Below are 20,841 nucleotides of genomic sequence, written 5' to 3' on the forward strand. Positions count from 1 at the left end.
CCCGTCGTCGTTCCGACGACTCCCCCCGAGGGTATTTTGCCAACGAAGAAGGGCTCAGATGCCCGCTTCTACGATGGCGCGGGCCAGGACCGGGACGGTGTCGCGGTTGAGCCCGGCGATGTTCAGCCGCGAATCGCCGACCATGTAGATGGCCGAATCGGATTTCAGCTTCTGGACCTGCTCCGGCGTCGCGCCGAGGCGCGAGAACATGCCGCGGTGATGGGCGATGAAGTCGAAGCGGTCGCTGCCCGACAGGTTGCGCAACTCCGAGGCAAGCTGTTCGCGCAGCGCCAGCATCCCCTTGCGGACATCCTCCAGTTCGGCCCTCCAGTCGGCGGCGAGATCCGCGTCGGTCAGGATGGTGCTGACGATGCGGGCGCCGTGATCGGGCGGGAAGGAGAAGGTCTGCCGGTTCAGGAAGGCCATCGAGCCCTGCGCCATCTCGCGCGCTGCGCCATTGTCGGCCAGCGCCATCAGGATGCCGGTGCGTTCGCGATAGATGCCGAAATTCTTCGAGCAGGAGGCGGCGATCAGCACCTCGGGCAGGCGGGCGGCGATCAGGCGGGTGGCGGCGGCGTCCTCGTCAAGCCCGTCGCCGAAGCCCTGATAGGCCAGGTCGATGAAGGGGATGGCGCCGGATTTCTCCAGGATCTGCGCGAGTTCTTCCCATTGCGCCAGCGTCAGATTGGCGCCGGTCGGGTTGTGGCAGCAGCCATGCAGCAGCACCAGGTCGCCCCTGCCCGCCTTCGCGATATCGGCCTTCATCGCCTCGAAATCGACGCCGCGGGTCTCGGGGTCGAAATAGCGGTATTCGGTGAAGGGCAGGCCCATGAATTTCAGGATCGACAGGTGGTTGGGCCAGGTCGGATCCGAGACATGGACATGCACCCCCGGATTGGCCAGCCGCGCCAGTTCCAGCGCCTGCCGGATCGCCCCCGTGCCGCCGACGCTGGAGAGCGTGGCCAGCCGGTCCGCGGGCAGCTCGCCCAGCACCATCCGCGCCATGGCATCGCGGAAATCCGCCTCGCCCGCCAGGCTGGTATAGGCCTTGGTGGTCTGCGTCTGCCAGATCCTCTGCTCGGCGGCCTTCACGGCGCGCATCACCGGCGTCACGCCCTCGGGGTTCTTGTAGACGCCCACGCCGAGGTCAATCTTGCCCTGGCGGCTGTCGGCCTTGAATTCCTCGATCAGCATCAGGATCTTGTCGGGGGCTTGCGGTTTGAGGTCGGACAGCATCTTTCAGGCGTCTCCGGTTGCGATGTTCAGGTCGGGGAAGCTGCCCCATTCGGTCCAGCTTCCGTCGTAGAGCGAATGGTTGCGGTGGCCGATCCGCTCCAGCGCCAGCGACAGGGTGGCGGCGGTGATGCCGCTGCCGCAGCTGGTGATCGCCGGCTTCGCCAGGTCCACCCCGGCCTCCTGGAAGGCGGCGCGCAGGGCGTCGGGGTCCTTCATCGTGCCGTCCGGGTTGAAGAGGCGGCCGAAGGGGACGTTCTTCGCGCCGGGGATATGGCCCGCGCGCAGGCCGGGGCGCGGCTCGGGCGCCTCGCCGCGGAAGCGTTCGGGGCTGCGGGCATCGATGATCTCGTGATCGGCCAGCTTGCTGGCGGCGGCCACCTGGGTCACGTCGCGCACCAGCCCCGCCTGGCGCTGCACGGTGATGTGGCGGTCGCGCAGGATCGGGGCCATGTCCTCGACCGGGCGGCGCTCGGCCTGCCACTTGGCCAAGCCGCCGTCCAGCACCGCCACGTCGGTCTTGCCCATCAGCCGGAAGGTCCACCACAGGCGGGCAGCGCTGCGGACCTCGGAATTGTCATAGACCACGACCTGGTGGCCGTCGCCGACGCCCATCGCCCGCATCCGGCTGATGAACAGCTCGACCGGCGGGGCCATATGCGGCAAGGCGCTGCGCTTGTCGGCGATCTCGTCGATGTCGAAGAAGCGCGCGCCGGGAATGTGGGCGGCGTCATATTCCGCCCGCGCGTCGCGCCCCGCGGCCGGCATGTGCCAGCTTGCGTCGATGACGCGCAGGTCGGGATCGTTCAGATGCGCGGCCAGCCATTCGGTCGAGACCAGCGTTTTCGGATCATCCTGCATCGACACCCCCCTTCGCACCGCCCCCGATTTACCCCTGACGGCGCGACGCTGCAATGGCAGGTTCAAGGGTTCAGCCCTGTTTCAGCAAACGCTGCTTCTGGCGGTTCCAGTCGCGCTTGGCCGCGGTCTCGCGCTTGTCGGCGACCTTCTTGCCCTTGGCGACGCCGATCTTCAGCTTCACCAGCCCGCGATGGTTGAAATACATCACCAGCGGCACCAGCGTCATGCCCTCGCGCCCGGTGGCCTGCCACAGCCGCGCCAGTTCGCGCCGGCTGACCAGCAGCTTGCGCCGGCGGCGTTCCTCGTGCCCGAAGACGCCGGCCTGCTTGTAGGCGGCGATATAGCTGTTGATCAGCCACAATTCGCCATCCTCGACCGAGGCATAGCTTTCGGCGATGTTCGACTGCCCGGTCCGCAGCGACTTCACCTCGGAACCGGTCAGCACGATCCCGACCTCCAGGTCGCTCTCGATGAAGTAATCGAACCGCGCCCGCCGGTTCTCGGCGATCACCTTGTAGTTCTTGTTTTCGGGTTCCTTGGCCATAGCCGCCCAGATAGGCGCGCCGCCGCCGCCTGTAAAGGCTCGCCCGCCCGCCCTTTCATCTTGGCGCAAATATCCTCGGGGGGTCCGGGGGGCGAAGCGCCCCCGGCTTGGCCGTCCCCACGCGCCCCCGATCTGCGGTCTTGGCAATCGCGCCGCGCCCGGTCACGGTAGCGCGCAGACGGAACAGTGGGAAGGACGGGCTATGATGCGTCACGGTGGGCAGATCCTTGTGGATGCGCTGAAGGCGAACGGGGTGACGCGGGTCTTCTCGGTCCCCGGCGAGAGCTTCCTGGCGGCGCTGGACGGGCTGCACGAATCGGGCATCCAGAACGTCGTCTGCCGCCACGAGGGCGGGGCCGCGATGATGGCCGAGGCGGCGGGCAAGCTGACCGGGCGGCCGGGCGTGGCCTTCGTGACGCGCGGCCCCGGCGCCACCAATGCCAGCGCCGGCGTGCATGTGGCGCGGCAGGATTCGACGCCGATGATCCTCTTCGTCGGCCAGATCGCCCGCTGCGACCGCGACCGCGAGGCCTTCCAGGAGGTCGACTACCGCGCCATGTTCGGCACGGTGGCGAAATGGGTGGCCGAGATCGACCAGACCGAGCGGATCCCCGAATACCTGGCCCGCGCCTTCGACCTGGCCATGTCCGGGCGCCCCGGCCCGGTGGTCCTGGCCCTGCCCGAGGACATGCTGTCGGCCGAGGTCGAGGTGCCCGACCTGGCCCCCGCCCCGCGCCCGGTGGCCGGGATCTCGGCGGCCCAGCTGGCGGCGATCCGCGAGGCGCTGGCCGGGGCCGAGCGGCCGCTGGTCATTCCGGGCGGCGCGATCTGGACGCAGGCCGATGCCGACCGGCTGGCGCGCTTCGCCGAAAGCTGGGGCCTGCCGGTGGCGGTGCCCTTCCGGCGCCAGGACTACATGGACAACCGGCTGCCCAATTACGCGGGCGACCTGGGCGTCGGCATGAACAGCCGCATGGGCGACGCGCTGCGCCAGGCCGATTGCATCCTGTCACTGGGATCGCGGCTGGGCGACACGCTGACGGCGGGATACGAGCTGATGAGCCCCGCCCAGCAGGGGCGCCGCATCATCCATGTCTATCCCGACCCCGACGAGATCGGCCATCTGTGGCGTGCCGATCCCGGCATCGCCGCCTGCCCCCGCGCGGTGCTGGCCGCGCTGGCCGACACCCCTGCCCCGCGCCGCTGGGACGGTTGGACCGCCGCCCTGCGCGCCCATTACGAGGACTGGCAGACCCCGCGCGAGACCCCCGGCGCCGTCAAGATGGAGCAGGTCGTCTGCTGGCTGTCGGCCAACCTGCCCGAAAACGCCATCCTGACCAATGGCGCCGGCAATTACGCCGCCTTCCTGCACCGCTATTTCCGCTTCAAATGCGCGCGCACGCAGATCGCGCCGACCTCGGGCAGCATGGGCTACGGGCTGCCGGCGGCGATCTCGGCCAAGCTGGCGCATCCCGACCGGGTGGTGGTCTGCCTGGCCGGGGACGGCTGCCTGCAGATGACCGTCAACGAGCTGTCCACCGCCGCGCAATACGGCGCCCATGTCATCGTCATCGTGGCCAATAACGGCCAATACGGCACGATCCGCATGCACCAGGAAAAGCACTATCCCGCCCGCGTCTCGGGCACGGCGCTGTTCAATCCCGACTTCGCCGCCCTGGCCCGCGCCTATGGCGGGCATGGCGAGGTGGTCGAGCAGGGCGGCGATTTCCCCGCCGCCTTCCAGCGCGCCAGCCGGGCCGGCAGCCTGGCGGTGATCGAGCTGCGGCTGGACCCCGAGGCGCTGACCACCGGCGCCACCCTGTCGCAGACGCGGCAGGCGGCGCTGGAAGCGCAGGAATGAGACCGGGTGCGCGGAACCTGATTTCGGACGTGGCCGGGCTGCGGGTCGGCAACGCCGCCGACCAGCGGCTGAAATCCGGCGTCACCGTGCTGACCGGGGATGCGCCCTTCGCGGCGGCGGTGCATGTGATGGGCGGCGCGCCCGGCACGCGGGAAACCGACCTGCTGGCCCCCGACAAGCTGGTGGCAGGGGTCGATGCGCTGGTGCTGTCGGGCGGCTCGGCCTTCGGGCTGGCGGCCTGCGACGGGGTGATGGCCGGGCTGCACGCCGCCGGGCGCGGCTTCGCCGTGGGCGCGGCACGGGTGCCGATCGTGCCCGGCGCCATCGTCTTCGACCTGCTGAACGGCGGCGACAAGGACTGGGCGCAGAACCCCTATCCCGCCCTTGGCCGCGCCGCGCTGGACACCGCCCGGCCCGATTTCGCGCTTGGCAGCGAAGGCGCCGGGACCGGCGCGCTGACCGCGCGGCTGAAGGGCGGGCTGGGCTCGGCCTCGGTGGTGCTGGAAAGCGGCGCGACCCTGGGCGCGCTGGTGGTGGTCAACGCGCTGGGATCGGCGACGGTGGGCGACGGCCCGCATTTCTGGGCCGCCCCGTGGGAGCTGGCGGGCGAATTCGGCGGGCTCGGCCTGCCCGCCGCCTTTCCCGCCGCCGATGAGCCCGCCCCCATGAAGCGGCTGGGCGAGGCGACCACCATCGCCATCGTCGCCACCGATGCCGCGCTGGAAAAACCCGCGCTGCAACGGCTGGCGACGGCCGCCCATGACGGGCTGGCGCGTGCGCTGGTGCCCAGCCATACCCCCTTCGACGGCGACCTGGTCTTCGCCGCCTCGACCGCGGCGCGCCCGCTCTCGGACCCGGCCGAGGCCTTCCTGCTGGGCCATGCCGCGGCCTGCGTCCTGGCCCGCGCCACCGCCCGCGCCATCCATGCCGCCCGCCCCGCGCCGGGCGATCTGCAACCCTGCTGGCAGGCGCTTCACGCATGAAAAGGGCGGTGCGACAAGCGCACCGCCCCCCTGAGAGATCGCCAAGAGGGACAACCTGGCGATGTGACCGAACGCCCGAAAGACGATCCGGTTCATTCCTGCCGGGTGTCGATTCCGGGAAATATCCTCGGAAATCGCCCCGGACGAGGGCCGCCGCCCCCCTGCCGCCGTCACATTTCCGAGAGCCGCGACCGCTTTGACAAGCCCGGACGCCACGCGCAAGATGCGCCCGAAGCCAACCCCGAGGAGAGGCCATGACCAAGCATTCGACCGATCTCAAGACCCTTCTGCGCGATCCCTCGCTGCTGGAGACGCGCGCCTTCCTGGCCGGGGAATGGGTCGAGGCCGCCGATGGCGCGACCTTCGACGTGGTGAACCCGGCGCGCGGCGACGTGATCGCCAAGGTCGCCGACCTGGGCCGCGAAGACGCCGCCAGGGCGATCGAGGCCGCCCATGAGACCATGAAGGACTGGGCGGCCCGGACGGCCAAGGAACGCGCGCAGGTGATGCGCAAATGGTTCGACCTGATGATCGAGAACCAGGACGACCTGGCCCGCATCCTGACCGCCGAGATGGGCAAGCCCTTCGCCGAGGCCAAGGGCGAGATCGTCTATGGCGCCAGCTTCATCGAATGGTTCGGCGAGGAAGCCAAGCGCGTCTATGGCGAGACGATCCCCGGCCACATGCCCGACAAGCGCCTGACCGTGCTGCGCCAGCCCATCGGCGTGGTGGGCTCGATCACGCCCTGGAACTTCCCCAACGCGATGATCGCCCGCAAGGCCGGCCCCGCCCTGGCCGTGGGCTGCGGCTTCGTCGCGCGCCCGGCGGCGGAAACCCCGCTCTCGGCGCTGGCCATGGCGGTGCTGGGCGAACGCGCGGGCCTGCCCAGGGGCATCCTGTCGGTCATCACTTCGTCGCGGTCCTCGGATATCGGCAAGGAATTCTGCGAGAACCCGAAGGTCCGCAAGCTGACCTTCACCGGCTCGACCGAGGTCGGGCGGATCCTGCTGCGCCAGGCCGCCGACCAGGTGCTGAAATGCTCGATGGAGCTGGGCGGCAACGCGCCCTTCATCGTCTTCGACGACGCCGATCTGGATGCGGCGGTGGAAGGGGCGATGGCCTCGAAATTCCGCAACAACGGCCAGACCTGCGTCTGCGCGAACCGCATCTATGTCCAGGCCGGGGTCTATGACGCCTTCGCGAAGAAGCTGGCCGAGGCGGTGGACAAGCTGCGCGTCGGCGACGGGCTGGAAGAAGGCGTGACCACCGGCCCGCTGATCAACGAGGACGCCGTGGAAAAGGTCGAGGAACATATCCGCGACGTGCTGGACGGCGGCGGCCAGGTGGTGACCGGGGGCGAGCGCCTGGAGGGGCTGTTCTTCAAGCCCACCGTCGTCACCGGCGTGACCGACGCCATGAAGGTCGCGACCGAGGAGACCTTCGGCCCGCTGGCGCCGCTGTTCCGCTTCGAGACCGAGGAAGAGGCCGTCGCCAAGGCCAACGACACGATCTTCGGGCTGGCCTCGTATTTCTATGCCCGCGACATCGGCCGCATCACCCGCGTGCAGGAGGCGCTGGAATACGGCATCGTCGGCGTCAATACCGGCATCATCTCGACCGAGGTGGCGCCCTTCGGCGGCGTCAAGCAGTCGGGGCTGGGCCGCGAGGGCAGCCGCCACGGCATCGAGGACTTCCTGGAAATGAAATATGTCTGCCTGTCGATCTGAGGTCGGCGCCGCCGCAACCCACAGGACGCGATGCCGGGGAACGAAATCGCGCCCTGCGGCATTGCGTCCCTGAAAGCGCGCCGGGCGGGACCGGCGCGAGGCATCGAAAGAGGACATCTCATGGAAGGTTTTGGCTGGATTCTGTCGATCATCCTGGGCGGCATCGCGGGCTGGATCGCGGAAAAGCTGATGGGCTCGGACCACAGCCTGGTGATGAACATCATCCTGGGCATCATCGGCGCGCTGCTGGGCAACTGGCTGTTCCGGCTGCTGATCGGCACGACGGCCGGCGGCGCGATCGGGCAGCTGGTGGTCGCGGTGATCGGCGCCTGCATCCTGATCTGGCTGGGCCGCGTCGTTCGCGGCCGTGGCTGAGGCCGATCAGGCGCGAAACGCCGCGTCAGCCCTGCTGCGCCGCCGTGTCGGGAAGGCGGCGCAGGAACAGCCCGCTCATCATCGGCGGGACATGGCTGAACCACAGCAGGAACAGGAAGATCAGCCCCAGGCGCCAGCCCAAAGGGCGCGCGATCATCAAGGGCTGGGCGGCAAGAAGATCATGCGCCGCACGCATCTGCGAAGGCGGCACGACGATGCGGACGCCGCCAAGCGCAAGCCCCATCTGCGGCATCTGGTGATGCGTCAGGGTGTCCAGCAGATCGGCCCGGATACCCGCGTCGCGCAGGACCGCCACCGCCAGCTGCACTTCTGGCCAGCGATAGCCATGGGCAATGCAGACCGGCCCGCCGCCGTCCCTGCTGGACGGGCTGGCAAGCCGGGCGGGTCTCATTTTTCGTCGTCCTCGTCGTCCTCGTCATCCTGCTCGGGCAGGTTGAAGAAGCTGTCGGCATCCAGGTTGCGCTCGGTCTCTTTCTCGGCCTCGTCGTCGCGGGTCAGCGAGAAATTCTCCAGCCCGGCGATCGAGCTGGGCAGGCGCGGCTCCTCGCCCATGGCCAGCGAGGTCTCGGTGCTGACCAGCTTGCGGCGCTCGTCATCGGTCATGACCTCGCCCGCGGCGGCGGCCTTCTTGGCAGCCTTCTGCACGGCGGCGTCCAGCTCGGTCTGGCGGCACAATCCCAGCGCGACCGGATCGATCGGCTGGATGTTCTGGATGTTCCAATGGGTGCGCTCGCGGATCGAGGCGATGGTCGGCTTGGTGGTGCCGACCAGCTTGGCGATCTGCGAATCCGCCAGCTCCGGGTGGAACTTCACCAGCCACAGGATCGCCGCCGGGCGGTCCTGGCGCTTGGAGAGCGGCGTATAGCGCGGGCCGCGGCGCTTCTCCTCGCCCTCGGCGGCGGGGTTGTGCTTCAGGCGCAGCTTGTAGGCGGGATTGGCCTCGGCCTTCTTGATCTCCTCGGCGTCCAGCTGGTGCGAGGCGACCGGGTCATAGCCCTTGACCCCCACCGCCACGTCGCCATCGGCGATGCCCTGCACCTCCAGCTCGTGCAGACCGCAGAAATCGCCGATCTGCTTGAAGCTGAGCGTGGTATTGTCGACCAGCCAGACGGCGGTCGCCTTGGCCATCAACGGCTTGCTCATGTCGTTCTCCTTCGCGTGTCTGCCCCGATGACGGCATGGCTTCCTTTGGCCGTGAAAACGGCTTTCGGCGGGGGCCATTCCTCGTTTTCGGGGGGAATTGCCGCCGGATATAGCGTTTTCGCGGCGCGGGGAAAAGAGGATTCGCGCATTCCGCTGATGCGCGGCCCGACAGGCCGGTCTAGGCTGGCGCCATGAAACGGATCCTGTGCCTTGCCCTGGCGCTGGCCTGCGCGCCCGCCGCCGCCCCGGCCCATGATATGGCGGCCCGCGACGTTGCGGGGGAATTCGACTATTACGTGCTGGCGCTCAGCTGGTCGCCGGCCTGGTGCAGCGCGACCGGCGCGGCGCGCGGCGCCGATCAATGCGCGGCGGGACGGCGGCTGGATTTCGTCGTCCACGGGCTGTGGCCGCAATACGAACGCGGCTGGCCGCAGAACTGCACGACCGCCGAGCGCGACCCGTCGCGGCGCGAAAGCCAGCAGATGGCGGACATCATGGGCTCGGGCGGGCTGGCCTGGCACCAATGGCAGAAGCACGGCCGCTGCTCGGGCCTGTCGGCGGCGGGCTACTACGGCGCGACGCGCGCGGCTGCCGGGCGGATCCGGATCCCCGACCCCTTCGCCGAGCTGGACCGCGACATCACCCTGCCACCCGAGGTGATCGAGGAAGCCTTCATCGAGGCCAATCCGGGGTTGGGCCGCGACGCCATCACCGTGACCTGCCGCGGCGAGGAACTGCAGGAGGTGCGGATCTGCCTGACCCGCGACCTGGAGCCCCGCGACTGCGCCCCCGACATACGGCGCGATTGCAGCCGCAGCCGGGTGCTGATGGAAAGCCCGCGCTGATCCGCCGCCCCGGCGATCTGCGCCCCGCGACCGCCGGGGCGCTTCGCCCCGTCGCCGGCTGGTACTTGAACCAGTGGCGCACCAGCCGGCGCCCCCCGAGGGTATTTGGGCAACGAAGAAGACAGAGAGCACTACCCTGCGCATCTCCGTTGTCCCAATACCCCCGCCGGAGGCAACCGCCCGTGCCGCGGGCTCAGCCGCCCGCCACTTTCAGGACGATCTTGCCGATATGCCGGCTGCTTTCCATTCGGCGATGCGCCTCGGCCGCATCCTTCAGGTCGAACTCGCTGTCGATGGTGACCTTGACGGCGCCGCCCTCGATCATCGGCCAGAGCATGTCGCGCAGGGCTTCCGCGATGTCGGCCTTGGCACCGTCCGATTGCGGGCGCAGCGTCGATCCGGTCACGACCAGGCGCCGGGCCATGATCTGGGCGAAGTTCAGCTCGGCCTTCGGGCCGTCCAGGAAGGCGATCATCACCAGCCGCCCGTCATTGGCCAGCGCCTTGATGTTGCGCGCAATATAGCTGCCGCCCACCATGTCGAGGATCAGGTCGGCGCCGCCCTCGTCGCGCAGGCGGGCGACGAAATCCTCGTCGCGGTAATTGATCGCGCTGGCGCCCAGCTCGGCGATGGCCGCGCATTTCTCGGCGCTGCCCGCGGTGGCGAAGACGCGGGCGCCAAGCGCGCGGGCGGTCTGGATCGCCATCATGCCGATGCCCGAGGTGCCGCCATGGACCAGGAAGCGCTCGCCCGCGCGCAGCTTGCCGCGCATGACCACGTTCGACCAGACGGTGAAGGCGGTTTCCGGCAGGCAGGCGGCCTCGCGCAGGCTCAGCCCCTCGGGGATCGCCAGGGCATGGTCGGCATGGCAGACCGCGTATTCGGCATAGCCGCCGCCCGGCAGCAGCGCCGTCACCCGGTCGCCCTTCCGCCAGCGGCTGACGCCCGCGCCGATGCCGACGACCTCGCCCGCGGCCTCCAGCCCCGGCAGGTCCGAGGCCCCCGGCGGCGGCGCGTAGGAGCCGGCGCGCTGCAGCACGTCGGGCCGGTTCACCCCGGCCCAGCCGACCCGGATCAGGATCTGGTCGTGGCTGGGGACCGGCACCGGGCGGCGGGCGGGTTGCAGCTTGTCGGCATCACCGGGGGCGGTGATCTCGATGGCGTTCATCGCGTCGGGGAACATCCTGTCTCCTTATCGGGTGGTCGTCTTGCCGGGCAGGTCGCGGTTGCGGGGCGCCCGGATCCAGCCGAAGGCCATGTCGCCTAGCGCCGCGGCACCGGGCAGCTTGCGCAGCCGCGTCTTGAAGGTCTCGAAGCGCATCACCCCGTCGATCCGGCGGTCGAGAAAGGCGCGGCTGTCGGCGCGGCCGGGCGAATCGTCGCCCAGCCAGAACAGCACCGTCGCGCTGATCACCGCCGACAGCGTGGCGCGCTTGCTGTACCAGCTTGCATCGCCCGAGCGGTCGCCCAGCCCGGTCCAGATGATGTCGGCGCTTTCCCAGACCAGCCGCGCGCCGAGCGGGGCATTCTGCGGCAGGGCAAGCGTGGCGGCGGCGGCGCGGACCAGTTCCGGCTCGACCAGCGTCAGCCGGTGCCAGACGGCACCCGCCACGCGGTCGCGCAAGCGACCCTCGGGCGGGGTCGCGGGCGGGGTCGCGGCCAGCCAGTCGCGCAGCTGGGCATCGGCGCGGCGGTGATAGGCGGCCGCCAGCCCGGCGCCGCCTTGCGGGAAATGCACCCGCGCCAGCGCGGCGGACATGCCGATGTCGCGGGCGCCGGCCATCAGCGCGGCCTCGTTCATCCCGTCGAACGGCACATGGGCCAGCGCGGCGTTCAGCAGGGTTTCCTGATCTGTCTGCATGGTTTCGGCCTCTGTCTGGACAAGAACGTCCCTCGCTGCTATGGGAACGCTTCCTGCAATCATCTGCAACTCTAACCTAGGAAGGTGGTGACAACCACATGCAGGTCAACGTTCGCGACAACAACGTCGAACAGGCGCTTCGTGCCCTGAAGAAAAAGCTTCAGCGCGAGGGTGTTTTCCGTGAAATGAAGCTTCGGCAGCATTTCGAGAAACCGTCGGTCAAGAAAGCCCGTGAAAAGGCCGAGGCCGTCCGCCGCGCCCGCAAGCTGGCCCGTAAGAAGGCACAGCGCGAAGGCGCCCTCTAAGGGTCCTCTCGCCCGGACGCGCTGCAAGACGACGCGATCAGAAAATCAGCGACCCCCGCGGCCCCGGCCTGCGGGGGTTTGCTTTGCCGGTCAACCCCGGTCAGCCCTCCCCGGTCAGCCCTCGTCGGCAAGGCGGCGGGCCATGCGCCCGGCCAGGGCGTCGCCGCCGGTCCTTTGCAGCCCCTCGATCACGCCGCGATAGTCGCGCGCCTCGCGGTTCTGGCTCAGCTTGGACTTTGCCAGGACCCTGCGGACCGAGATGCGGAAGGCGACGATATTCTCCAGCATCTGCGCCAGGTAATCGGCGGGCGCGTCGGCCATCCTCCAGCCGTCCCGGCCGTTCAGGCGGCGCTCGTGATCGCGCGTCAGCAGGCCGACGGCGGCGCGCTTGGTGCGTTCGTCATGCTGGAAGGTGATGGCGCCGTAGACATGCACCACCTGATAGTTCCAGGTCGGCACATGCCGGTGATGTTCGGGCTTGCTGGGATAGAAATTCGGCGAGACATAGCCGTCCTCGCCCCGGAAGACGGCCAGCACCTGTTGCCCGGCGGCGATCAGGCGGTGCATGTCATTGGCCAGCGCCACATGGCCGACCAGCGCACCGTCGGGGGCGGCGAAGACCGGGATATGGTTGGCGACCAGTCCCTCGGCCGTCTGCGCCACGATGCAGGCCAGCGGCGCGGCGCCGATCACCGAGGCGATCTCGGCGCCGTCGATTTCCTTGAAATGCGGGGGTAGATACATCCTGCGCCTCCGTTCGCCGCGCTGCGAAGGGATCCATCATACCGGAATCGCCGTCGTGCGGAACACCGTGCGCAGCGCGAATGACGAATGCATCTGCCGCACCCCCGGCAGGCGCGACAGGTGCTGGCGGTGGATGCGGGCGAAATCGTCGGTGTCCTCGACCACGATCTTCAGCAGGTAATCCGCCGTGCCCGCCATCAGGTGGCATTCCAGCACGTCGGGAATCGCCCGGACCGCGCGCTCGAAGGCGTCGAGGATGTCGTCGGCCTGCCCGGTCAGGGTGATCTCGACGAAGACGGTGGTCGGGCGCTGCACCTTGCGCTGGTCCAGTAGCGCGACATAGCCCGAGATGACGCCCGCCTCCTCCAGCCGCTGCACGCGCCGATGGCAGGCGCTGGCCGACAGGTGGATGCGCTGCGCAAGCTCGGCATTGGTGATTCGGCCGTCCTTCTGCAAAAGCGCAAGGATTCGGCGGTCTATTGCGTCGATTTCGGTCATTCTGCGCATTTCTTCGATTGACGGCCCCGATGATAACCGGATCTTCGGCCAAGGCCAGCGTCAGGCCGGCAGTTGCGCAGCATCTTGCGCGGCGCTTGTATCAGACTGAGGTCACAGGGCCCCTTTCGAAGGGCCACAGGGAGGAATGCAATGCAGATCGGATGTCCCAAGGAAATCAAGCCGCAGGAATTCCGCGTGGGCCTGACCCCGGATGCCGCGGCCGAGGCGGTCGCGCGCGGCCACGGCGTGCTGGTCCAGGCCGGGGCCGGCGAGGGTTCGGGCTTCACGGACGAGGATTACCGCGCCGCCGGCGCCCGGATCGCGCCGGATGCGGCGGCGGTCTTCGCCGATGCCGAGATGATCGTGAAGGTGAAGGAGCCGCAGGCGCCGGAACGGGCGATGCTGCGCCGGGGCCAGCTGCTGTTCACCTATCTGCACCTGGCGCCCGATCCCGACCAGACGCGCGAGTTGCTGGCCTCGGGCGTGACCGCCATCGCCTATGAGACGGTGACCGACGCGCGGGGCGGTCTGCCCCTGCTGGCGCCGATGTCCGAGGTGGCGGGCCGGCTGGCGCCGCAGGTCGGGTCCTGGGCGCTGCAGAAGCCCAATGGCGGGCGCGGGGTGCTGCTGGGCGGCGTGCCGGGCGTGCGGCCCGCCAATGTCGTCATCATCGGCGGCGGGGTCGTGGGCACGGCGGCGGCGCGGGTCGCGGTGGGCATGGGCGCGAATGTGACGGTGCTGGACCGCTCGGTGCCGCGGCTGTCCTATCTGGACGACGTGTTCATGGGCAAGCTGACCACGCAATATGCCAGCGGCGCGGCGGTGGCGGACCTGCTGCCCCTGGCCGACATGGTGATCGGCGCGGTGCTGGTGCCGGGGGCGGCCGCGCCCAAGCTGGTGCGGCGCGACCAGCTGGCGGCGATGCGGCCCGGCGCGGTGCTGGTCGACGTGGCCATCGATCAGGGCGGCTGTTTCGAGACCTCGCGCCCGACCACCCACCAGGACCCGATCTACGAGGTCGACGGCGTGGTCCATTACTGCGTGGCGAACATGCCGGGCGCGGTGGCGCGGACCTCGACCCAGGCGCTTGGCAATGCGACGCTGCCCTTCATGCTGACCCTGGCCGACAAGGGCTGGCGGCGGGCGACCGGCGAGGATGCGCATCTGCGCGCCGGCCTGTCCACGCATGAGGGGCTGCTGACCTCGCCCCCGGTGGGCCAGGCGCTGGGGCTGGAATCGGTGACACCCGAGGCCCTGCTGGGCCTTTGAGGGCTGACGGTCATGGCCGGCGGCGAGCCGGCCATGACGGATGCGGATCAGGCGCCGGGACGCGCGGCCAGCAGGTCGCGGATCTGAGCCAGCAGTTCCTCTTGCGAGGGGCCGGCGGGCTCTTCTTCCTTGACTTCCTCTTTCCGCAGCGCGGCCGTCTGGACGCGGTTGACCGCCTTGACCAGCAGGAACACCGCCCAGGCGATGATGAGGAAGTTCAGCACCGCCATCAGGAAGGAACCATAGGCGAAGATCGCCGCGCCGGAATTGCGCGCGGCTTCCAGGCTGGCGCCATCCGGCACGTTGCCCGACATGACGAAATACAGGTTGGTGAAGTCGATGCCGCCGATGATCAGGCCCAGGATCGGGTTGATCATGTCCTCGACCAGCGAATTGACGATGGCGGTGAAGGCGGCGCCGATGATGATGCCGACCGCAAGGTCGATCACATTGCCACGGGCAATGAACTGCTTGAATTCCTGAATCATGAGATTAGCTGTCCCCTGTAACGCGCGACATTCCGCCGCAAGATTAGCCGATAATGCAGTTGGTCCAAACAGCCGGGAAGGAGCATTTTTTCCGATGGCCCTGAACACTGACGAATTTCCGATCACGAAACGCTGGCCACCAAGGCGGGCCGAGGTGATCCAGCTTTATTCACTGGGGACTCCGAACGGCGTCAAGGTATCTATTTTGCTGGAGGAGCTGGGCGTCGATTACGACGTGCACCGGATCTCGATCTCGGATCCCGAGGACCAGATGACCCCGGAATTCATCAGCCTGTCGAAAAACAACAAGATTCCGGCGATCCTGGACCCCGACGGGCCGGACGGCACGCCGATGGGCCTGTTCGAATCCGGCGCGATCCTGATCTACTTGGCCGACAAGTTCGGCAAGTTCCTGCCGAAATCGGGCGCCGCGCGCTATGAGGTGCTGCAATGGCTGATGTTCCAGATGGGCGGGGTCGGGCCGATGTTCGGCCAGGTCGGCTTCTTCCACCGCTACAAGGGCGCCGAGATCGAGGATCCCCGGCCGCGCACCCGCTATTACAACGAGGCCAACCGGCTGCTGGGCGTGATCGACCGGCAACTGGAAGGGCGGGACTGGATCGCCGGCGACTACTCGATCGCCGACATGGCCATCGTTCCCTGGATCCGCGCGCTGCGCGTCTTCTACGAGGCGGAAAAGGAGGTCGGGCTGGACAGCTTCGCCAATGTCGCCCGCTATGTCGAACGCTTCGAGGCCCGGCCCGCCGTCCAGCGCGGGCTGGAGGTACCGCCGCGCCAGGACTGAGAACCGACCGGCCCCGGCCGTCCCGCAGGGCGGCCGGGGCCATGTCGCGCGCGGCCCGTCAGGGCCGCTCCGCAAGGTTACTCGGCTTCGGCCAGCTTGGTCTCGATGACCTCCTTCAGCTGGTCCCAGGGCTGGTTCATGACCTTCTCGCCGCCGATGATGAAGGTCGGCGTGGCCTCGATCTGGTCGGCGGTGGCGTTCTGCTGGAAGGTCGCGATCAGTTGCTCGGCCTTGGCGGTGTCGTCCCAGCAGGCGGTCATCTGGTCCTCGGTCATGCCCGCCTTCAGGCCGATCTTGCGCAGATTGGCCGCGATCTCGTCGCCCGAGCCGCCGCCCAGCCATTTCTCCTGCTCGTCGAACAGCATGTCCGAGACGGCGTAATACTTGTCGTCGCCGCCGCAGCGCGCCAGGATCCCGGCCCACAGGCCGACCTGGTCGAAATAGACGTCGCGCTGGATGAAGCGGACCTTGCCGGTATCGACATATTCCTCGATCAGGCTGGGCAGGCTCTGGGCGTGGAAATTCGCGCAATGGCCGCAGGTGAAGCTGGCATATTCCACAACGGTCAGCGGCGCGTCCTCGGCCCCCAGCGCGATATCGGGCAGGATCTCGGGCGCGGCGGCCTCGGGGGTGGCGTCCTGCGCCATGGCGGCGGGAACGGCGGCGAAGGCCAGCGCCAGCGCGGTCGCGGCAGAGCGGATCAGCATGGGGGTCATCCTTTCGGTGTCTTTCGTGGTTTTCGCGTGGCGACATTCAGCGCCAGCCGGGCCATCGCCTCGGCCAGCACCGGGTCCTCGAACCGGGCGCCCACCTGCCGGGCCGCTTCCTGCGCCGCGGGATCGGGGGCGGCGGCGGGGCGGCTGGCAGGGGCATGGGCGAACTGCGCCTGCCCCTCGGCAAAGCCCGAGGCGGCGGTCTGGGTCAGCACGATCCGCTGGATCGCGTTATAGCCATAGCAGGCGTTCACCCGCTCGCGCAGCTCGGGCAGCTGCATCTCGACCATGGGCGCGACCGGGCCGGTGGTCAGCAGGGTCAGCGTCGCGCCGAAGCCGCCGCGCGAATGGCTGATGCGGACCGGGCGGGTCATGGCGGCAAGCTGGGCGCCGGCGATCTCGGGCCAATGGGTCAGCAGGCGCGAGACGGCGAAGCCCCGCCCCTCGGCCGCCTTCTGCACCCGGCGCGACATCAGCGACGCCGCCGCCTCGAAGCCGCGCTTGCGGCGCGATCCGGGGCTGTCGCTGCGGTTCTGCATCTGTGCCATTGCCGTCCGATGGGTTATCACCCGGACAGCATTAACCAGCGCGGCGCAAGGATGAAAGCGCGCGCTGCGCCACGAGGACTGAAAATTGCGTGACGACAAGGTGATCGGCAAGCAAACCGGGAAGGTCATCGCCGGCCCGCTTCTGGCCTGGTATGACCGCCATGCCCGCCAGCTGCCCTGGCGGATGCCGCCGGGGACCGGCCGCGCCGATCCCTATCGCGTCTGGCTGTCCGAGGTGATGCTGCAGCAGACCACCGTCGCGGCGGTGAAAAACTATTTCATCCGCTTCACCACGCTGTGGCCGCGCGTCGAGGACCTGGCGGCGGCCCCCGATGCGCAGGTCATGGCGGAATGGGCCGGGCTTGGCTATTACGCCCGCGCCCGCAACCTGCTGGCCTGCGCCCGCGCGGTGGCGGCCTCGGGCGGCGGCTTTCCCGACACGCGCGCGGGGCTGCTGACCCTGCCCGGCATCGGCCCCTATACCGCCGCCGCCATCGCCGCCATTGCCCATGACGCGCCGGAAACCGTGGTCGACGGCAATGTCGAGCGGGTCGTGGCGCGGCTGTTCGCGGTCCAGACGCCGCTACCCGCTGCCAAGCCGGAACTGACCGCGCTGGCAGCAAGGCTGACGCCCCGGACCCGGCCCGGCGATTACGCGCAGGCGATGATGGACCTGGGCGCGACCATCTGCACGCCCCGCAGCCCGGCCTGTGCGCTGTGCCCCCTCAGCGACATGTGCGACGCCCGCGCCCAGGGCATCGCGCCCGAGCTGCCCCGCCGCGCGCCCAAGGCGCCGAAGCCGCAGCGCACCGGCATCGCCTGGGTGGCGCGCTCGGCCGATGCGCTGCTGCTGGAGGAGCGCCCGGCCAAGGGGCTGCTGGGGGGCGTGCTGGCCTTCCCCTCGACCGGCTGGGACGGGCGCGAGATGCCGCCCCCCTGCCCCGCCGACTGGCGGCATCTGGGCGAGGTCCGCCATGTCTTCACCCATTTCAACCTCAGCCTGACGGTGATGGCCGGCGACCTGGCCGGTCCCGCCACGCGCGGGCGGCTGGTGCCGCTGCGACAATTCGACCGTAGCGCCCTGCCCGGTTTGATGCGCAAGGTCTGGGACATGGCGCGCGACCAGGTGAAACAGTAGGATACCGTCATGAGTTCTGCCCGCCCCTCGAACCTGCCCGCCGCCGCGCCCTTCTGGATGTCGGTCCTGATGCTGCCGCTGGTGGCGCTGGCGGCGGTGCTGGGCGGCTGGTGGTGGCTGCTGATCCCGGCCTATGCCTGGTATCTGACCACGGCGATGGACGGCATCCTGGGGCTGAACCAGGAAAACCCGGACCCCGAGACCGGCACCGCGCAGCTGTTCTGGCACCGCGCCGTCACCATCATCTGGTTCCCGCTGCAATTCGCCGCGATCTTCGGCTCGATCTGGTATGTCCAGCAGATGGGCCACCTGTCGGGCTGGGAAAAGCTGGGCCTGTTCTTCGGCATCGGCGTTTTGTCGGGCACCATCGGCATCGTCTATGCCCATGAGCTGCTGCACCAGAAGACGCCGCTGGAACGCTGGCTGGGCGATCTGCTGCTGGCCTCGACGCTCTATTCGCATTTCCGCACCGAGCATCTGCTGGTCCATCATTCCTGGGTGGCGACGCCCCGCGACGCGGTTTCCGCCCGCTATAACGAGGGGTTCTACCGCTTCTTCTGGCGGGTGCTGCGCGACAGCCCGGCCAGCGCCTGGCGGGCGGAAACCCGGATGCTGGCCCGCGCCCGCCGCACGCCCTGGGACCGGCGCAACCCGTTCTGGCGCTACGCGGCGCTGCAGCTGGGGATGCTGGCGCTGGCGGCAGCCTTCGGTGGCTGGCAAGGCCTGCTGCTGTTCGTCTTCCAGGCCTTCATCGCCATCTGGCAGCTGGAGCTGACCAACTATGTCGAACATTACGGGTTGACCCGCCGCCATCTGGGCGAGGGCCGCTATGAACATATCCTGCCGCGCCACAGCTGGAACGCCAGCCATACCGCCTCGAACTGGCTGCTGATCAACCTGCAGCGCCATTCCGACCACCATTACAAGCCCGAGCGCCGCTTCCCGCTGCTGCAGACCTATGGCACCGACGAGGCGCCGCAGCTGCCGCTCGGCTATCCGGCGATGACCTTCGTGGCGATGGTGCCGCCCTGGTGGCGGCGGCGGATGAACCCCCGCGTCCGGGCCTGGCGGCGGCAGTTCTATCCCGATATCGAGGATTGGGGCCCCTATAACCGCGGCGAATTGCCGATGCCGCGGAATGCGGTCTGAGCGCGGCGGATCAGCCCTTGCCGCCCTCCTGCCCCAGAAGCACCTCGCGCAGGACCACCGCGTCATTGTGCCGTCCGTCGCGCGCGCCATAGACCAGCGTGACCGTTCCCTGCCGCGCCAGCGCGCGGATGTGATCCAGCTGTTCGCCATGGTCCCGCAACTCCGCCCGGTAACGGCGGCGGAACTCTTCCCAGCGGGCGGGATCGTGGCCGAACCATTTGCGCAGCTCGGTGCTGGGTGCGATCTCCTTGATCCAGTCGTCCAGCGCGGCATCCTGCCTGCTGCGCCCGCGCGGCCACAGCCGGTCCACGAGGATGCGGGTGCCGTCCTCGGGCGCGGCGGGCTCGTAGGCGCGTTTCAGCCGCAGATGCGCGGCGGGAATGGCGGGTCGGGTCATGAACGCCCCCGGGGGTTGTCGGCGCAGGCTAGCATGGAAACGCGACCGAAAAAGCCTCGCCATGCGGACATGGCGAGGCAAGTTGGTCCCCCCGCGCGGCTGGCGGCGGAACGTGGCGAACTGCGAAAAACGGATCAGTTGGGGCGCGAGACCTCGCCCGCCATCTCGGCGCGGATCTGCTGGCGCAGGATGTCGATCGGGATCATCTTGCCCTCGCGCCGGAAATGCCAGTAGGTCCAGCCGTTGCAGGAGGGCGCGCCCTCCAGCGCGGCGCCGACCTGGTGGATCGAGCCCTTCACGTCATTGCCGATCAGGCTGCCGTCGGCGCGGACCTTGGCCTTGTGGCGGTTGCCGATGGAAAACAGTTCCTCGCCCGGACGCAGCATGCCGCGTTCGACCACCTGGCCGAAGGGGATGCGCGGCTCGGCGCGTTTGGCGCGGGTGGTGGCGATGGAGTCGGCGTCGAAGCGGCGGACGCGGGACAGGCGGCGGGCGGCGACCTCGCGATAGGCTTCCTCGCGCTCGATGCCGATGAAGTCGCGGCCCAGCATCTTGGCGACCGCGCCGGTCGTGCCGGTGCCGAAGAACGGGTCCAAGACCACGTCGCCGGGATTGGTGGTGCCGACCAGGACCCGGTGCAGCAGCGATTCGGGCTTCTGCGTCGGATGGGCCTTGTCGCCCTGCGCATCCTTCAGGCGTTCACCGCCATTGCAGATCGGCAGCACCCAGTCGCTGCGCATCTGCACGCCCTCGTTCAGCGATTTCAGCGCCTCGTAGTTGAAGGTGTATTTCGATGCCTCGGACTTCGAGGCCCAGATCAGCGTCTCATGCGCATTGGTCAGCCGCTTGCCGCGGAAATTCGGCATCGGGTTGGCCTTGCGCCAGATCACGTCGTTCATGATCCAGTAGCCCTGGTTCTGAAGCTCGGCGCCGACGCGGAAGATGTTGTGATAGCTGCCGATGACCCAGATGGCGCCATTGGGCTTCAGCAGCCGGCGGGCGGCGGCCAGCCAGTCGCGGGTGAAGCTGTCATAGGCGGCGAAGCCGGAAAAGCGGTCCCATTCGTCGTCGACCGCATCGACCCTGGAATTGTCGGGCCGGTGCAGCTCGCCCTTCAGTTGCAGGTTGTAGGGGGGATCGGCAAAGATCAGGTCGACGCTGGCTTCGGGCAGCGCGTTCATCACCTCGATGCAATCGCCCGCCAGAATCTGGTTGAGCGGAAGGGTTCGCGCCATGGCGGCGCGGTCGTCTTTGATCTTCGTCATCACTACTGCCTCTGGTGTGCCGGCTTTGGCCGATCTGGTATGGGCAGATGATGATTCAGACCCGATTC

At 68.8% G+C, this 20,841-nt stretch carries 24 protein-coding genes; 10 read left to right on the forward strand and 14 right to left on the reverse strand.

Annotated features, from left to right (window positions below):
- Positions 1 to 54: 54 nt before the first annotated feature.
- The 3 genes from C9E82_RS06060 to smpB form a co-directional block, all read right to left on the reverse strand.
- Entirely contained in the window at positions 55 to 1,236 is a 1,182-nt protein-coding gene (locus C9E82_RS06060) for an amino acid aminotransferase (RefSeq protein WP_119899289.1), read from the reverse strand.
- Positions 1,237 to 1,239: 3 nt separating this feature from the next.
- Entirely contained in the window at positions 1,240 to 2,094 is an 855-nt protein-coding gene (sseA, locus tag C9E82_RS06065) for a 3-mercaptopyruvate sulfurtransferase (RefSeq protein WP_119899290.1), read from the reverse strand.
- A gap of 70 nt (positions 2,095 to 2,164) precedes the next feature.
- A complete protein-coding gene (gene smpB, locus C9E82_RS06070) occupies positions 2,165 to 2,638 on the reverse strand; it encodes an SsrA-binding protein SmpB (RefSeq protein ID WP_119899292.1) in 474 nt (157 codons plus the stop codon).
- Between the two features lie 205 nt (positions 2,639 to 2,843).
- On the opposite strand from smpB, the gene C9E82_RS06075 reads away from it, so the two are divergent.
- The 4 genes from C9E82_RS06075 to C9E82_RS06090 all read left to right on the forward strand — a co-directional run bounded on the left by C9E82_RS06075 (position 2,844) and on the right by C9E82_RS06090 (position 7,584).
- The gene (locus C9E82_RS06075; protein WP_119899325.1) at positions 2,844 to 4,499 is read left to right on the forward strand and encodes a thiamine pyrophosphate-binding protein; all 1,656 of its coding nucleotides are present in this window, start codon (positions 2,844 to 2,846) and stop codon (positions 4,497 to 4,499) included.
- Positions 4,496 to 5,482 (forward strand): P1 family peptidase, encoded by a 987-nt coding sequence (locus C9E82_RS06080; RefSeq protein ID WP_119899294.1) that lies wholly within the window; start codon positions 4,496 to 4,498, stop codon positions 5,480 to 5,482. The genes C9E82_RS06075 and C9E82_RS06080 overlap by 4 nt, the downstream gene beginning before the upstream one ends.
- A 254-nt stretch (positions 5,483 to 5,736) precedes the next feature.
- Positions 5,737 to 7,209 (forward strand): NAD-dependent succinate-semialdehyde dehydrogenase, encoded by a 1,473-nt coding sequence (locus C9E82_RS06085; RefSeq protein WP_119899296.1) that lies wholly within the window; start codon positions 5,737 to 5,739, stop codon positions 7,207 to 7,209.
- A gap of 120 nt (positions 7,210 to 7,329) precedes the next feature.
- Entirely contained in the window at positions 7,330 to 7,584 is a 255-nt protein-coding gene (locus C9E82_RS06090; RefSeq protein ID WP_119899298.1) for a GlsB/YeaQ/YmgE family stress response membrane protein, read from the forward strand.
- Between the two features lie 25 nt (positions 7,585 to 7,609).
- Here C9E82_RS06090 and C9E82_RS06095 read toward each other — a convergent pair whose 3' ends face one another.
- On the reverse strand, positions 7,610 to 7,996 hold the full coding sequence (locus tag C9E82_RS06095; protein WP_119899300.1) for a hypothetical protein: 387 nt from the start codon (positions 7,994 to 7,996) through the stop codon (positions 7,610 to 7,612).
- A complete protein-coding gene (locus C9E82_RS06100) occupies positions 7,993 to 8,748 on the reverse strand; it encodes a DUF1013 domain-containing protein (RefSeq protein ID WP_119899302.1) in 756 nt (251 codons plus the stop codon). Before C9E82_RS06100 ends, C9E82_RS06095 begins: the two co-directional genes overlap by 4 nt.
- Before the next feature lie 191 nt (positions 8,749 to 8,939).
- On the opposite strand from C9E82_RS06100, the gene C9E82_RS06105 reads away from it, so the two are divergent.
- The gene (locus tag C9E82_RS06105; RefSeq protein ID WP_119899304.1) at positions 8,940 to 9,593 is read left to right on the forward strand and encodes a ribonuclease T2 family protein; all 654 of its coding nucleotides are present in this window, start codon (positions 8,940 to 8,942) and stop codon (positions 9,591 to 9,593) included.
- A 193-nt stretch (positions 9,594 to 9,786) separates the two neighbouring features.
- Here the strand turns inward: C9E82_RS06105 and C9E82_RS06110 are convergent, their stop codons facing one another.
- Together C9E82_RS06110 and C9E82_RS06115 are read right to left on the reverse strand one after the other, a co-directional pair.
- Positions 9,787 to 10,776 (reverse strand): NAD(P)H-quinone oxidoreductase, encoded by a 990-nt coding sequence (locus C9E82_RS06110; RefSeq protein WP_119899307.1) that lies wholly within the window; start codon positions 10,774 to 10,776, stop codon positions 9,787 to 9,789.
- 9 nt (positions 10,777 to 10,785) lie between these two features.
- Positions 10,786 to 11,454, reverse strand: coding sequence for a COQ9 family protein (locus C9E82_RS06115; protein WP_119899309.1), 669 nt, complete (start codon positions 11,452 to 11,454; stop codon positions 10,786 to 10,788).
- Between the two features lie 98 nt (positions 11,455 to 11,552).
- On the opposite strand from C9E82_RS06115, the gene rpsU reads away from it, so the two are divergent.
- A complete protein-coding gene (rpsU, locus tag C9E82_RS06120) occupies positions 11,553 to 11,759 on the forward strand; it encodes a 30S ribosomal protein S21 (protein ID WP_022705914.1) in 207 nt (68 codons plus the stop codon).
- A 114-nt stretch (positions 11,760 to 11,873) separates the two neighbouring features.
- Here rpsU and C9E82_RS06125 read toward each other — a convergent pair whose 3' ends face one another.
- Positions 11,874 to 12,503, reverse strand: a complete 630-nt coding sequence (locus C9E82_RS06125) for an FMN-binding negative transcriptional regulator (protein WP_119899311.1) — start codon at positions 12,501 to 12,503, stop codon at positions 11,874 to 11,876.
- 36 nt (positions 12,504 to 12,539) lie between these two features.
- Positions 12,540 to 13,001 (reverse strand): Lrp/AsnC family transcriptional regulator, encoded by a 462-nt coding sequence (locus tag C9E82_RS06130; protein ID WP_119899313.1) that lies wholly within the window; start codon positions 12,999 to 13,001, stop codon positions 12,540 to 12,542.
- A 150-nt stretch (positions 13,002 to 13,151) separates the two neighbouring features.
- Between C9E82_RS06130 and ald the strand changes: the two genes are divergently transcribed.
- A complete protein-coding gene (gene ald, locus C9E82_RS06135) occupies positions 13,152 to 14,270 on the forward strand; it encodes an alanine dehydrogenase (protein WP_119899315.1) in 1,119 nt (372 codons plus the stop codon).
- Positions 14,271 to 14,317: 47 nt separating this feature from the next.
- Here the strand turns inward: ald and mscL are convergent, their stop codons facing one another.
- A complete protein-coding gene (gene mscL, locus C9E82_RS06140; RefSeq protein WP_119899317.1) occupies positions 14,318 to 14,758 on the reverse strand; it encodes a large conductance mechanosensitive channel protein MscL in 441 nt (146 codons plus the stop codon).
- 94 nt (positions 14,759 to 14,852) lie between these two features.
- Here mscL and C9E82_RS06145 point away from each other — a divergent pair, with 94 nt between their 5' ends.
- Positions 14,853 to 15,563, forward strand: coding sequence for a glutathione binding-like protein (locus C9E82_RS06145; RefSeq protein ID WP_119899319.1), 711 nt, complete (start codon positions 14,853 to 14,855; stop codon positions 15,561 to 15,563).
- A 77-nt stretch (positions 15,564 to 15,640) separates the two neighbouring features.
- Here C9E82_RS06145 and C9E82_RS06150 read toward each other — a convergent pair whose 3' ends face one another.
- Both C9E82_RS06150 and C9E82_RS06155 read right to left on the reverse strand, forming a co-directional pair.
- Positions 15,641 to 16,270, reverse strand: coding sequence for a DsbA family protein (locus C9E82_RS06150; protein ID WP_240643604.1), 630 nt, complete (start codon positions 16,268 to 16,270; stop codon positions 15,641 to 15,643).
- A 5-nt stretch (positions 16,271 to 16,275) separates the two neighbouring features.
- Positions 16,276 to 16,824 (reverse strand): DUF721 domain-containing protein, encoded by a 549-nt coding sequence (locus C9E82_RS06155; protein ID WP_122449223.1) that lies wholly within the window; start codon positions 16,822 to 16,824, stop codon positions 16,276 to 16,278.
- 184 nt (positions 16,825 to 17,008) lie between these two features.
- Between C9E82_RS06155 and C9E82_RS06160 the strand changes: the two genes are divergently transcribed.
- Together C9E82_RS06160 and C9E82_RS06165 are read left to right on the forward strand one after the other, a co-directional pair.
- Positions 17,009 to 17,962, forward strand: coding sequence for an A/G-specific adenine glycosylase (locus C9E82_RS06160; RefSeq protein WP_119897832.1), 954 nt, complete (start codon positions 17,009 to 17,011; stop codon positions 17,960 to 17,962).
- A 9-nt stretch (positions 17,963 to 17,971) separates the two neighbouring features.
- On the forward strand, positions 17,972 to 19,111 hold the full coding sequence (locus C9E82_RS06165) for an alkane 1-monooxygenase (protein WP_119897776.1): 1,140 nt from the start codon (positions 17,972 to 17,974) through the stop codon (positions 19,109 to 19,111).
- Positions 19,112 to 19,121: 10 nt separating this feature from the next.
- On the opposite strand, the gene C9E82_RS06170 is transcribed toward C9E82_RS06165, so the two are convergent.
- Both C9E82_RS06170 and C9E82_RS06175 read right to left on the reverse strand, forming a co-directional pair.
- Positions 19,122 to 19,508: a DUF488 domain-containing protein gene (locus tag C9E82_RS06170; RefSeq protein WP_119897777.1), complete on the reverse strand. Its 387-nt coding sequence runs from the start codon at positions 19,506 to 19,508 to the stop codon at positions 19,122 to 19,124.
- 134 nt (positions 19,509 to 19,642) lie between these two features.
- On the reverse strand, positions 19,643 to 20,776 hold the full coding sequence (locus tag C9E82_RS06175) for a site-specific DNA-methyltransferase (protein WP_420849817.1): 1,134 nt from the start codon (positions 20,774 to 20,776) through the stop codon (positions 19,643 to 19,645).
- Positions 20,777 to 20,841 lie beyond the last annotated feature (65 nt).

Source organism: Paracoccus sigandri, from assembly GCF_003709565.1.
GTDB lineage: Bacteria > Pseudomonadota > Alphaproteobacteria > Rhodobacterales > Rhodobacteraceae > Paracoccus > Paracoccus siganidrum.